We start from the raw sequence: 13,728 nt of genomic DNA, 5'->3' as shown, positions 1-13,728 counted from the left end.
GGGAGGCCGGAAGAGAGTGCCTTAAGTAAAGGGGAAGTTCCCAGAGAGGAGCGTATCTGTTGAACATAGGAGTTTCCATCTTCCAGTCGCTCGTCAACGTAGACCGCCAATCCTCGTGGCAATGAGGATTCTGGAAGAGTTTGACTTGACCATGCTGGATGTACTGTTCCAAGCGCAGCCCCAACTGTTGCACCAGAGAGCTGTAGGAATCGCCTACGATCCATGAGAATTCTCCTTGAGCGCAATGAGGAGGCCATCGCCAGAGGGGAGTGGCACTTCGATCAGCCACGAGCTTCCTGCCTCACGAACGGCCAGCCGCTCATGAGTATTCACGTTACAGGCAGAGGCCGACATTGATCCGGACGACTTTTCGATAAGCAGCTCAACCTTTCTCGACTGCTCCAGCCAGTCTTCGATGACGACAAAGGTCGCACCCTGCGATCGGAATCCATAACCAGCCGTTCCCGCCGGGAACGCGATGGGGATCTGCAAGGTAGACCTAAGCTGATCCGCTGCCCGCAGCGCTTCTGGACGCGTTAGCGATGTTGGATTCTGCTCGATGATGACGGATCCTGGTTTGTTGAACAGGTCAGCCGCCAGTGGAGACAGGGAGGCTCTGTCAGCAAAGGCCGCGAGACGGACGCCTCGTGCGTGCAGTACCTTCAAAGCCTCGACTTCGGCGGCAGAAAAATCCGCAAGGTTAAGCAGAATCAGCGGAGCTGCGAGACGGTATTCATGGAGGCTGCTGGCATTCATGGCGAAGGGCAGACTCAGTCCGGCGTTATGCAGATTCCGGAAGGACTGCGCTACTGTACAGGCTTCCGCAAGATTAAGCGGGTCGCCGCAATCGAAGCGCGTGTAGTTTGGGTTGCTATATTTTGCGGTGCTGATCACCAGCCCCGCTCCCACCGGTGATTCAGGAGCAATCAGGCTCTGTCGCTCCTGCATGTACCACCACTCCTGATAGTCGACCTCCGTCATCGTGTAAGCGACGCCAACATTCGATGCGTAGCCGTAGGTGTACACGGACGCGTAGTGCCCGCCCGGCCATAGCGTGGCCCGCCAGGCCCGATCGTAGTTGTGCCGGCGGGCAGGCTCAGCAGTGCCGACTGGATTGTGCCACTGCCAATTATTGAAGATCGGCGAATTGAACCCCCATGCCAGTAGCGTGGACATCTTCCAAACTGGATTGAACGCCAGCTCACTCATCTGGCGGCCAGTTGTAAGAACAGGGCTTTCATCCAGCATGCTCCAGGTCGAGTCGTCCTGCATGCCGCGAATCGTTAGAGAAAGATCTCGGCCAGCCTCGCCCGCAACCATCGGCACACCCTGAGCGTAGATAATTAGTGTCTTGTCCGCCGCTGCAAACGCATCCCGAAGAGCCTGAACGTTACGTCGATAACGCTCCAGTTGCCAGGACTGCCATTGGCCCTGCAGCGGCCCTTCGATCTGCGTCTCGCACTCTTGATGCGTACGTCCACTTAGCCCTGTTCCGTTGGAAGCGCGCAGAAACTTGTCAAACTCCACATAGTCTTGCCACCCATGCATGCCCGCCATATTCGGCCCCGTGTCCCACCGATCGGCAAAGGTCAACTGCACAACGCTCGAAGTCGACCATCGCGGAGTGAGCTTGAGGTTCTCCACGATGCGGGGAGCAGCGTCCGGCATGAAAAGTTCGCCATTCGGGAAGGAACACCAAGGATTGATGTAGTGCCGCATATCCGAGTCGCTAAGGTAAAGCCGCTCCGCTCCATTGGGACTCTTCGCGGGAATCTCCTTCATCAGCCGGCTATAGGACCAGATGAGGTCATCCGATGAACTCCAACCTCCGAAGGGCTCTGCCGTTCCGGTTCCCAGGTGGTAAAACTCGCGAAATCCCCGGCTCACATTCAAACCGACGCCGGGCCCATTGTGCGGACGCAGGTCGGTGATCGGCAGCAGAGGCTTCGTCGGTTGGATCGACAGAACAGGCACACTGGTTGCGACCACACCAAAGCTGGCCTCAAGCCGATAGAAACAGATGTCAGCACCTTCCGGGAGCGTGGCCTTGAAGGGAATGCGCTCAGAGCCACGGTTGGCGACTGTGATTCGCGTGTTCACAATCTCCTGCTGTTTGCCGGTGAGGGCATCTACAAGGTGCAGGACTAGTGCTCCTGAGGCCGTCGATGCCTCTTCCCTCCCCCCTTCAATGCGAATGTCGTACAGCCAGGGTGCCTGCCGGGCAGCTGTTGTAATTGTTTTGTCGGTCCAGGGGAACCGGACGGTCACCACCTTTGCCTGGCATGGAGTGAATGCGATGCGAGCCTGCCCAAAGCCGGTATTGAATGCCGTATCAAGATCGTCGCGGGCCACGACCTGTCGCCCATCGATCTCCACGACGGCTTTACCGGGAGTGAAGACGACCGCATTCCCGAACTTGCCAAAGCTGGCCACAATAACGATCGCGGTTACCTGAGAGACCTCCGCTAACTTGAACTCAACTACGTTTTCGACGCCTTTCTTTCCCGACCACATCGAGTAGGCCTCGATGTGGTCGGGGCTGGGGGCTAATCGGAATCCGGTTGCGCCATCGTTCAGCGCCATGACCGATTTGTTCCCGGGGGTCGTCAAGTCCTGCACTTCCGAGGACAGTGCCAGATTCACCAATCCATTGGTGATCGACAAGCTGCCCTGAATCGTCTGCCCTGGAGGGTACGCATAGGCTCCGACGAATGCGCCCATTCTTCCCTGAAAGGCATCGAGCGCCTCGGGGCCGGGTGCATGAAATGGATAAGGCAGAGAGTAGAGGTTGTCCGTCTGAATCCTGAGCTGGAGCGCTGCTTCCGGTGTTCGCTCGCGTTTTTCGACGAGCAAACTCGCGCCGTTTCCCGAGAGCACTCCCAGCCGCAGTTGGAGAGGCTTATCGGCTGTTGGCAGCGGGAGCTTCAGCGTGGAGGAGCCGCGCGGTGGAAGAGATATCTGGCGCTGCAACTCGCCGGAACCATCGGGCAGTAAGGCTCCATCTCCCGACAGGGCGCGAAGAACGACCTGCAGAGGTAGAACCGCCGAACTCGGATTGTTGAGCGTCACCTGAAGGTGGTCATTCTGGACAAGGGTGTTGATAGACGGCTTCGTTGCGGGAGAAGCCTCCACTCGATCACCCTCTGCCAGCCAATTCAGGATGGACTTCCAGAGATCGTGAGCCGCAGCCTGATCGCCTATTCCGGTGATGCTTGTTCCGACGACCGCGACTTTGCCGGCACCATAGCGTCCGGTGACGACCAGGGGCGACTGAATGAAGTCGCTACATTGGGCGCGGACTTTCCATTCGCGATTGAGCAAGGAACGAGTCCAAAAATCACTCCCGGCAGCGATCGGTACATGCAACCACGGGTGCACGAAGTCATAGCGTTCGTAGCGGGCCTGGCCACGCTCGACCGCCGATGCGGGGCGTATGTCGAGACAGAACGGAATAACGAGCGACTCCAGGCTGCTAGCGAAGAAGGTGGAGTCCACCTTCGATAGATTCAAGGGTTCTCGCGGCGTGTAGGGAGTGAGGCGAGCTTGTGTCGCCCAGCCGGTAGTTGGAAGCACCTTCCCTAACTGAAGTGGCGAGGTTCCAGGAAAGCTGTTCAGGGTAAGGATCAGCCGGCCGCCGTTCTGGAGCGAGGAGCTGATTTGATTGGCCTGGTCTGCGTTCAATAGGCCGGCGGCTCGTTCTGAAGCCTCCCAGATCAGCAGGTCGGCGGAGAGCGGATTGGATCGCTGCAACGTAAGTTGCGAGGTGGAACAAGCGTCGAACAGTGTCTTTGCGGGATAGTTCAGATTGGTTGAGAAGGTCTTCAATACTGCTCCACAAGGCCCTATTTGCCTGTCTGGTGAGATGCTAGCAGGGGCGTTTGTTGGAGAGTGCCGTAAAAGTCGCTTTTCGAACCGAGCCTATCGTCCTTTTCTAGAATTTCGTAAATATGAGACGGCCCTGAAACTTTTTTGCGGCCTTGTTCGTCTGCGATCCAACTTTCAGTTGGTGACTACCCATCTAAGCCTGAAGCTATCCGATCTCAGAGCCACGTACGAATGGCTAACTACGAAAAAGGCGGTTGAATGAAACATTCCGGTAAACGGTTCTTCTTTGGCGCTCTCCTTCTGGGAGCGCTCGGCGCTATGCCTGCGACGACCCACGCGCAGTTTGGTATCAGCATCAGCATCAACATTGAACCGCCCGCTCTACCGGTTTATGTTCAACCGCCGTGCCCACAACCGAACTACATGTGGACACCCGGCTATTGGGCCTGGGACGGCGTTGGCGGCTACTACTGGGTTCCCGGCACCTGGGTCATGGCTCCGCAGCCTGGCTATCTATGGACACCCGGTTACTGGGGATGGGGAGATGGCGGTCAGTATGCCTTCCATCAGGGCTATTGGGGGACGCAGGTCGGCTACTATGGCGGCGTGAATTATGGGTTCGGTTATGGCGGCGGCGGTTTTGCCGGAGGTGAGTGGCGCGGTGGGAACTTCGCTTACAACACGGCGGCAGTGAACGTGAACAACACCGTCATTCGCAATACCTATGTGAATACAACCATCATCCACAACACGACCATCATCAACAACAACCACACGAGCTTCAACGGTGGACCGAATGGAGTTGCCTCCAGGCCGACGCCGCAACAGGAAACCTTCGCCAGGCAGCAACATCTTGCTCCGACTGCAGCCCAACAACAGCATGTGCAAATTGCGCAACAGGATAAGTCCAATTTTGCTTCGGCGAATCATGGCGTTCCTGCCCATGCCGCAGTGGCTCGTCCGGCCACGAACGTCGCGGAGTTGCAACATAGCGCAGTGGCTGCCAAAGCCGCTCCGGGGGTAAGGCCGTACGTGGCTCGTCCTGCTGCGGCGGCAAAGCCTGGGACGCAGCCGGCAAATGCACGTCCGGCGGCTGCAGCACAGAGACCGGCAGTCACAACCCGTCCTGCTCCAGCGGCGCGGCCGGAAGCAAAACCGGCCCCGGCAAGGCCGGCAGCCGAAGCTCGTCCCGCTCAAGCGGCACGGCCTGAAGTTGCGCCGAAGCCGGTAGAGCAGAGGCCAGCGGCACAGAGGCCAGCAGCGCAGAGGCCGGTTGAGCAAAGGCCCGCAGCTGAACCGAGGCCTGCTGCACAGCGGCCCGCAGCTGCGCCGAAGCCGGCTGCAAAGCCGTCTCCGGCACGGCCTAAAGAGCCGGAACCAGAACACAAGCCTGAATAGTAGATCAGCGGAATAAAACGAGACGGGAATGGGCTTAGGCCCATTCCCGTCTCGTTTTATTTTGTAGCCTGAGGTGTATCGCCACGACAAAAGAAGGCAATTCAGTCGTTGCGCCCTGCGGGCTTCACTCCAGCGTGACCACCCATCGAGCAAAAGCGGCTCGCTGGGGCCCGGTTCCGCGGCAGCGAGGTATGTGGTTTTGGGTCAATCTTAACCCAGGGCTTCGCCCTGGGCTGGTATATGTCGCCCCTTTGGGGCTAGAGCATTTTCCATGCAGGTGTAGAGCAGCGGGAGAAAGCGTTGTGTCGGTTGGAACATTGGAGACGAGGCATACATGGGCAGGAGCGGTCGGGCGGTCGCCCGATGCCCTGGGGCTGAAGCCCCAGGCTTAAGGCGCAAAAAACGCGCCGAAGATGGGGCACCCGGATCGGTGGCTCGCTCTACATCTATAAGGGAAATGCTCTAAGCAACGGCAAGAACAACGACAAGGACTAAACTCCGGTTTCTGGAGCCAACCGGACGGTCGGTTCGCGGCGGCGTAGTGGGGCTAGTCCCAGCGGTGTTAGAAGATTCAGTCTCTGGAGGACGACGTGCGCGATTACGGGGAGTGCGATTCCTGCAATCGTGCCAATCACCAACTCTTCGGTGAGATGGGTCAGACCGAACCGCTTCAACGCAATGCGGGCGCTTGTTGCTGCCAGGACATGCAGGATGTAGATCGTCATGGACATGACGCCCAGGCCCGTCAGCACGCGGCTTAGCCACCCGCCGAGGTGCGCAGCCAGTTGACCCAAGGCACAGAGCAACGCAATCCCCAACAGCGTTGCGGGCAGGGAGAAAATCGAGGTGGTCGTCTCGCCTGACGCCCTCCGTCCGAAGTGTTCGGCGATTGCGAAGAGCACGCCATAGCCGAGCACCGAGGCCATGCAGTTCTTGAGGCTTGGGGTCCATTGTTTCAGGACGTCGCTCAGGAAGATTCCTGCCATATAGAAGCCGAGCACGTACGTTGTGGGCTGGCCGATGCCAGCCAGGCTCGCTCCATACGCGGCCAATCCCACGGCCGCCAGCAGCCATCTTCTCTGTCCGGCGAGCAAGGCTGCCATATGGCACAGAAACAGGGCGTAGAGGAACCAGAACTGCGCGATCGGCTTCCACAGGATGGTCGCGAGGAACATTACCGAACGCTGATGGTTGACCATCCCCGGGAGGGCAAGCTGAATCCCGCCCTGAATCGCCGACCATAGGAAGTAAGGGTAGGCAATCGTCCAGAGCTTGTTGATCAGGAAGTCCTTCTTCCCTTTCGCAATGGAACGCTCAACATTCAACCCCGCGAGCACGAAGAAGAGCGGCATGTGGAAGGTATAGATCGCATAGTCCGACAACCACAGGGGGTTGTCCTTGGTCATCAGGCCGGCCGCAACCGCCCCAATCAGGACATGACCGTACACGACCAGGATGATGCCGAATCCGCGCGCAGCATCGATCCATTCGATCCGACGGCGACCGGGCCCAGAGACTTCCACTACTGCTCCACCTTCAATCGTATGCAACACCTGGGCACCCTTACATCTTCATATATGCTGACTGTATCTTGCAATATTCTCAATGAGGTTGCGCGGACCAATGACGCCTAGTCAGAGTTTGATCGCTCGAACATCCCTTGGTACAGTTGCCGCGATCGTCTGCTTCCTCGTATCGTCATCCGCCAGAATCTTAACGCTTACGAAACGCAGGTTCGATAGTTTAGTGATTGGCGGCATGATCGTGACCCGCCTCTTGCTTTACAGCCTCATCTTTCTGGTCCTGCGCATCCCGGTTCGCGGGGACATTCCCGCAGGCTATGTGCCCGAGGGCCTATCGGCTCTCCGCGGACTCATGGTCTACCGCGACTATATTTCCAGCTATGCACCGCTGCACTCCTATCTTGACGCGATTTTCCTTTATCTTTGGCGCAGTCCACTCTCGGTCATTCTGTTCGCGGTCGCAGCGGAGTGGCTGATCATTCCCCTATGGCTCAAGGTATCGCGTGACATCTTGCCAGAGCGCATCGTTCGGATCGCTGCGGTCCTGTATCTATTTAGCCCTCTGAGTATCCAGTATGTGACTGTCGATGGTCAGGACAACGTGGTGATTGCCGTTCTGCTGGTTCTTGCCGTGATGCTTTTGTTCCGAAGTAGGGTCGCGCTTTCAGCGCTTTGCGTTTCAGCTTCCATAGCAACGTTCAAATTCCTGCCCCTAGTCTATGTGCCATCCTTCTTTGGAGCTGCGGGGAAGAGAAGGTGGCTTTGGCTTGCGTTGTTCGCAATACCGACTTTCCTGCTATATGGGGCATTCTACGTTTTACACTCACCAATTTTGTATCCTTTGCAGCATGAGGGGGCGCTTCAAAAGGCGAGTGACCTTCCATTTGTGGTCGATGTGATAGTAGGGAGAATGCTGCCAGCGCACTTGTGGGATGGCCTAGTCGTGCTCGCGCTAGCCGCCATGGTCGCGTTGATCCTTAAAACGATGCACAGCATGGATCTGAAATCCAGGATTCGCATTCTGACGTACTCCATGCCGGCGTTGATGTTGATCGTCCTGCTTCTCTCAAAAAAGTCGTGGCCCACCTATTTCATGATGGTTCTCTTCCCTCTTTGCCTGCTCATCGCTAACCTCAGCGTTGCAAAGAGAGCCATATTCTTTCTTTTTAGTATCGTGGCTGTCACGGAGCACAGCTTTTGGACCATCAAGTTGCAGGAGGTCGATGCCGTTGGACTGCACTCGATACTCGCCTTGCACAACTCGACTGCGGTGTTGTTCATGGCTCTTGAAGTAGCCCTTCTCGCTGGCTATGTTTGGCTTCTCGTTCTCTTTACGAGAACGATCATTTCTTCGCGTGAGACTCAATATCAAACTTCGAGCAACCAACCGCTGCATTGATTTCCATGAGCCAGTTCTAGTGTGATGAGTCATTAGTTCGTTGAAGAACGATGGACGTTCAGAATAGAGCGAAGCTCAAACCGAGACGCTTTAGCGTTGCGGGCAGAGAGAGCCGTGGCCTTTAGGCCACGGTATAACGATAGGCAAGAATCGGCTTTAGCCTCTGGCTTTTTGCTGCTAGACGAAAGAAAGCCCAGGCCTAAAGGCCAATTTTTCTAGGCCCATAATTCAGGGGCTTGAAAGCCCCTGCTCCCTCCGTCTCCCTAACGCTGAAGCGTCAGGGAACGTGCTTCACGCTGTGATGAACAGGCCATCACTCTTTGACGAATCAACGATTCATCAAACTGAGCGCTCTACGGCAAGTTACTAACTTGCCGCGACCAGAGGTGGCAATGAGGTATCGCGCTTCTTCGCCATCTTGCTGACTTGCCTGCTGATCCGTAGAAATGGTTCCTCGATGCCGAGGCAGAACAGGTAAGCCAAGACCAAAGAGCCTGACAAAAATAAGAAGAAGTGAACAGGGACGCTCACTTTGTTCCCCAACGCATGTGTCAGTGCGAACAGCACTGTACCGTGTACGAGGTACAGACTGTAGGAGATTCTGCCTAAAAACTTTGCCGGTGAACTTCTGAGAACTCCACGCACGGGGAAAGAGTTAAGCGCGAGGACGAGATAGCCGATCGCTCCAATCGTGGTAAATCCTTCATCGAATCCTGCCGTCAGGCGCAAATGAGTGGCCAGGAAGTGTCCACCTGTATAGAAGACGAACGCTGCACACCCGAAAATGACACGTTTCAGGAGTGACTGCCTACGATACCATTCGTTCACTTTCTCGATGTTCGTTGCAAGCACAATTCCACATATAAATACCGCTGCATATTCAAGGAAGCGAAGCGAATGATCAAGCCACCACCACCTGGAGACGACAGCCACAGTGCTTATGTACAGGCAAAGCGCTACGAATATGGCGTTGCGAGGTCTCATCCGATAGATAAGAAAAAAGAGAACCGGAAAGATGATGGAGACCCTCATCTCAATCACGAGAGACCAAAACGCAGTGTTGTATTGGGTCCAGTCATAGTTTCCGATCATCAGGACATGAGCCAGCACCAGATGCGAATTGACTGGGTGTAACCAGGTTCTATCGGCCCACTCCCCATGCCCCAAAGGGCCGTGCCATAGGGCCGCTCCTCCGACGGAGAGAAGCAATGCGAAGAAGTATGGTGCATAGATGCGGAGAATTCGACGAACGATGTAAATGCCGTAGGGTTGCCCTTTTCCTCTCAGATAAGGAACTGACAGCACAAAACCGCTCAGTAGAAAAAACAGGACGACAGCCGAAAATCCCGCCGTGAACGGATCGGCCAGAGCCAGAATCCGTGGCTCATGATGTGGTGTGGTCCACATGTTCCTGAAGTGATGAAAGAGAACCGTGAGCGCAGCGACACCACGAAGAGAGTCAAGCTCCTCATAGCGTTCTGCCGGTTTTGAGACTAAAGCCTTAGGTTGGATGTAAGCCCTCTTCGTAGAAGAACCTCAGCTAGCGGCTCGATTGGTAATTTAAAGTTTACTGCCCGCCGGTTCAGGGCGTCAAAACTAGCAGTGCGAAGAGTGCATGTGCAACGCGGCTTGGGCGTGTCATCAAACTCTTATTCAGGATGAAGGTTGAAATATCCCCCCGTCCCGCTTCAGATTGCAAGATACAAGGACATAGTTTCAACGATGCAAAAGCCGCTACAGAATCAACGTACCTTAGGCGGATCGGGTTACGACCACTTCAAAGCGCCGTTTTAGCCTCAAGAATGGCTTCTCTAAAAATCTATAGGACAGGTCGGCCAGAACAAGCGTTATCGCAAAAATGACAACAAATTCAAGCCCAGGAGTCTGAAGATGCCACTTCAAGGGAGTACTACGAACAAGGTGCATCGACAGAGCATGGAAGACATAAAGGCCATACGAAATCTTTCCTAAATATCGTAGCCATTCGGGAATTGCTTGAGCAGGTATAGAGAGTGCGCCCATGATGAGGAGCGCACACCCGATAGCTATCAAGAGGTACCCTAGGGATAAAAGAATAGGAAGTTGTACAGCGCCTCTATCGTTTACCTTGCACCAGATCTCTGTGATGAACCACAGGACGGCACCGCTGCTCATTAGCAGAATGCCTCGCGGAACATTCGGCTTTTGCATTGCATTGAAACGATGAGCGAGCAAGCTTCCTGCCGCAAAGAAAATAAACTCCGATAAGCTGTTCATCCACAGGTCGAGACTGCTGGCCCCTCTCGACGCAAGGATGGCTGTTGAAGCTAAAGAGAAGATGGCCACCGCTACCGAAAAGATGAGGAAGGCCCTCTTAGACAAGAGGCGGAACACACTGGGCCAGATTGCGTAGAACTGTTCTTCTACAGAGATGCTCCACAAAGGAGCGATGACGAATGGCCCCGTGCCCGCTGCTATGGAATACCAATTGCCAGCAAGAAAAACCATCGCTCCCAATCGAGGAAGACTCATGTGTTCGGCGGAAAGCCAGATGCCGGAGAGTGCGACCGCTCCAAGGAAGGTGAAATAGAGCGGCCAGATCCTCAAGATCCTCCGAACATAAAATGCCCGAAGATCAACTGTGGAAGTCGACGCTTTCTCCATGAGAAGCAAGCTTGCAATGAGGTAAGAACTCAGGAAGAAAAACAAGCTGAGCCCAAAACCTGCAACATCGCGGACGAGGATGAACCCACTTTGCAGTGTAGGCCCAAGTCGATGTAACAGCTTTTCTCCAGTGGGGAGGTTGTGATGGATAAAGACAAGGAAGAACGCGATAAACCGCAGAGCGTCAAGTTGGGGAACGTAGAAGTTCGGACGGGGTCTAACGTGGTCCGAACCGCTGGCTAATGCGGTATCAGTTGGCACCATTCAAAGGACAGTACATCACGAGGTAAGGTAAAACAACAAGGGCAAAGTCATGCAACCACGATATATCGCCGCGCTGGGGCTTATACCCGCGGCCAGTCCATAACTCGTGATGTTGATATCATCACACCGCTCCTCCAGCAGGAGTCTGAGGAAACGGAAAGATGGGCGGGAGCGATCGCCCTTCGGGCGATGCCCACCTTAGGCGCAAAGAACGCGCCGAAGATGGGGCACCCGGCTAAACATGAATAAGCGCGGTCACGGCACTAGTGAACACGGGCTGGGATTACGCTTCGGAAGAGCGTAAGGAAGCGGCCGGCGACATTTGCAGGTTGGAAGGTTTCCAGGTGCTCGGGACCTCTGGAGACGAGTTCTTCGCGGAGTCCGGGCTCTTCCAGGACTCGCTGGAGAGCTGCGGCGAGAGCGGCGGCATCGCCGTTGGGGAAGAAGAGGCCGCATGGGCCGGCGGAATCCTTGAGTCCTCCGTTAGCCGAGGCGACGAGTGCACACCCAGAGGCGATACCTTCCAGAGCGACAATGCCGAAGGGCTCCGCCCATGTGGATGGAACGACCATGACTTTGTGGCGTGCGACGAGTTCGCCGCGACCTTCGCGCATCGCTCCTGCAAATTCAATCTGATCCGCGATGCTGAGATCGCCTGCGGCCGCCTTGAGCGGTGCAGCCTCAGGGCCATCGCCGATGATGGTGACTGAGGGACGCAGGCCGCGAGTTTTGAGTTGTGCCAGAGCTGTCAAAAGCAGATCGCAGCCCTTGTCGGAGACGAGGCGGCCCATGAAGACGATGTCGCGGTCCTTGGGTTGAGTGCGTAACGTATCAAACTCCGCGGCCTCAAAGGGATTTCCGATAATGGTTGATTTCTTCGGCAGAGAATCTGCAATGGCGTGGCTGATGGAGATGTTGCGGCAGAGGTACGTGAAGAATAGCTTGGCGTAGTTCTCCGGGCCGCGTTTGCCGGAGTGCCTTCTCATCCAGCTTTGGTGAAGGATAAAGATAGGTTTGCCACTCAGGATGACCGCTGCCATGAAACGCAGGGAGATCATATTTTGAAGGATGACGTCGGACTGTTTTGCAAGTTCGAGCAACTGCTTGCGGGACGGGCGTCGAACGACGGTATAGCCTAAGCCGGTTTGTTCTTCGGCGCCGGCTGGGGTCTCGGTAATCACCGTGACTGTTGCTCCAGCCCGGGTAAATTCTTCAGCCAGAATTTTGGAGACGGTTTCAACACCCCCGAAGCTGGGGAAGAACCAATACGAACACAGCAGAATTTTCAAGAGATCTCCAAGCCTTGCTCGCGGCTATCGTTTATGGTCCTGTACCTCATGAGCAGATTGAGGCACTCTGGCTTGCACAAAATGGATGGATGCAGTCTATACACTCGTCGTTTGCCTCGAAGAGCTCACACCACTGCAGGAGTGCGTCGAGGGTACCCCTAGATTTGTCCAATATTACGACCAGATATCTCGGTTCCGATACTATTACCCGCACGCAGGGACGCGGGTTGAGAGCCCTTGTTTGCCGCAAAGGAGGGCTGCCTCCTGATGTATCATCTTATGAGGGCCAAAATTAACTGAATGCTAGACGCGCTATGAAAAGTTTGAGAGATCTCCCGCCGGATGCGGTGGCTTGGATCGTTACGCTTGGCGCCTTGGTTCCGCTGACATGGCTGTTGATCCATGGATTTTTCAGCCTTCTGGCATTCCTGATCGTTACCTGCGCGCTGATCATTCTGGTTCAGTTTGACAAGCGGATGGCCATCGCTGTCCTCCTGGCATACCTCTTTCTGCTTGGAGATATCAGACGAATCATAGGGATGTTTATTGGCTTCCCCAAAATTGATCCCCTGCTGTTGGTTGGGCCAATCATTACTATCCTGCTTGCGCTTCCAATCCTCTTGCGACTACGACTTCGGGATCCCATCTCGAAGGTGATGGTCGGGCTGATGGCAGTGATGGTGCTCGAGATTGTGAATCCGCATCAAGGGCCGATCGTCGTTGGTCTGGCTGGAGCCATGTTTTACTTGCTTCCGATTCTTTGGTTCTGGATCGGTAGACATTTCGGTACGGACAAGATGCTTTATATCGTGATCTATTGGGTGACGATACCTCTTGCTGTCGTAGGAGGGGTCCTCGGGTTGTGTCAGACCTACATAGGGTTTCTTCCCTGGGAATCGGTATGGATCGCCGCAGTGAGCGCGCACTATCACGCTCTTAATCTGGGCGGGGGATTTATTCGTTGTTTCGGCTTCTCGGTAAACAGCGTAGAGTATGCCGGACTCCAGCTTGTGGGGGCCACCTGTGTTCTTGCCGCCTTCTTTGCCGGTAAGCGCGTCTACGCACTCCTCTTTCCTCTTCTTGCCTTTACACTTTTTCTTGCCTCTTCGCGGACTGCGATCGTAAAGCTCTTATTCTCCGTCGCGGTAGCCTGGGCCCTCAGCAGCAAGGGTGGGAAAGGCTGGGCAGTGAGACTGCCAATTGCCATCGCAGTCATATTCGGCGTGCTGGCTCTTTCGCTGTCTCGCGTGTCTTCATCCAGCGGTAGCGAGAAAGAGGCGGGAACGGCTGCGGGTTTCTCAGCGAATCATCAGGTCGAAGGTCTTGCGCACCCGCTTGACAAGAAAAAGTCGACAGCAGGGCTGCATGTCTTTTACTTTCTGGGAGG

General features: G+C 55.5%; 8 protein-coding genes and 1 pseudogene. 3 read left to right on the top strand and 6 right to left on the bottom strand.

Going from position 1 to position 13,728, the window contains the following annotated elements; all coding sequences use genetic code 11:
• Window positions 1-176: 176 nt before the first annotated feature.
• Together GSQ91_RS26260 and GSQ91_RS14825 are read right to left on the bottom strand one after the other, a co-directional pair.
• A pseudogene (locus GSQ91_RS26260) lies at window positions 177-224 on the bottom strand (twin-arginine translocation signal domain-containing protein); the annotation flags it as partial.
• Window positions 214-3,825, bottom strand: coding sequence for a hypothetical protein (locus GSQ91_RS14825; RefSeq protein WP_158822542.1), 3,612 nt, complete (start codon window positions 3,823-3,825; stop codon window positions 214-216). The pseudogene GSQ91_RS26260 and the gene GSQ91_RS14825, both read right to left, overlap by 11 nt.
• Before the next feature lie 258 nt (window positions 3,826-4,083).
• On the opposite strand from GSQ91_RS14825, the gene GSQ91_RS25725 reads away from it, so the two are divergent.
• A complete protein-coding gene (locus GSQ91_RS25725; RefSeq protein WP_216845270.1) occupies window positions 4,084-5,223 on the top strand; it encodes a YXWGXW repeat-containing protein in 1,140 nt (379 codons plus the stop codon).
• A 491-nt stretch (window positions 5,224-5,714) separates the two neighbouring features.
• On the opposite strand, the gene GSQ91_RS14815 is transcribed toward GSQ91_RS25725, so the two are convergent.
• On the bottom strand, window positions 5,715-6,746 hold the full coding sequence (locus GSQ91_RS14815; protein WP_158822541.1) for an acyltransferase family protein: 1,032 nt from the start codon (window positions 6,744-6,746) through the stop codon (window positions 5,715-5,717).
• 241 nt (window positions 6,747-6,987) lie between these two features.
• Here GSQ91_RS14815 and GSQ91_RS14810 point away from each other — a divergent pair, with 241 nt between their 5' ends.
• The gene (locus GSQ91_RS14810; protein WP_158822540.1) at window positions 6,988-8,145 is read left to right on the top strand and encodes a hypothetical protein; all 1,158 of its coding nucleotides are present in this window, start codon (window positions 6,988-6,990) and stop codon (window positions 8,143-8,145) included.
• A 366-nt stretch (window positions 8,146-8,511) separates the two neighbouring features.
• Here GSQ91_RS14810 and GSQ91_RS14805 read toward each other — a convergent pair whose 3' ends face one another.
• The 3 genes from GSQ91_RS14805 to GSQ91_RS14795 all read right to left on the bottom strand — a co-directional run bounded on the left by GSQ91_RS14805 (window position 8,512) and on the right by GSQ91_RS14795 (window position 12,341).
• Window positions 8,512-9,657 carry an acyltransferase gene (locus tag GSQ91_RS14805; RefSeq protein WP_158822735.1) on the bottom strand — a complete coding sequence of 382 codons (1,146 nt, stop codon included), beginning with the start codon at window positions 9,655-9,657 and terminating at the stop codon, window positions 8,512-8,514.
• A 240-nt stretch (window positions 9,658-9,897) separates the two neighbouring features.
• A complete protein-coding gene (locus tag GSQ91_RS14800; RefSeq protein ID WP_158822539.1) occupies window positions 9,898-11,052 on the bottom strand; it encodes an acyltransferase in 1,155 nt (384 codons plus the stop codon).
• Between the two features lie 263 nt (window positions 11,053-11,315).
• Entirely contained in the window at window positions 11,316-12,341 is a 1,026-nt protein-coding gene (locus tag GSQ91_RS14795; RefSeq protein WP_158822538.1) for a glycosyltransferase family 4 protein, read from the bottom strand.
• A 314-nt stretch (window positions 12,342-12,655) separates the two neighbouring features.
• On the opposite strand from GSQ91_RS14795, the gene GSQ91_RS14790 reads away from it, so the two are divergent.
• Window positions 12,656-13,728 (top strand): hypothetical protein (locus GSQ91_RS14790; RefSeq protein ID WP_158822537.1); only part of this gene is annotated, 1,073 nt, incomplete at its 3' end.

Source organism: Granulicella sp. S156 (assembly GCF_009766105.1).
Lineage (GTDB): Bacteria > Acidobacteriota > Terriglobia > Terriglobales > Acidobacteriaceae > Granulicella.
Note: the sequence above shows the minus strand (reverse complement) of the source record. Positions and strands in the feature narration are given on the sequence as shown.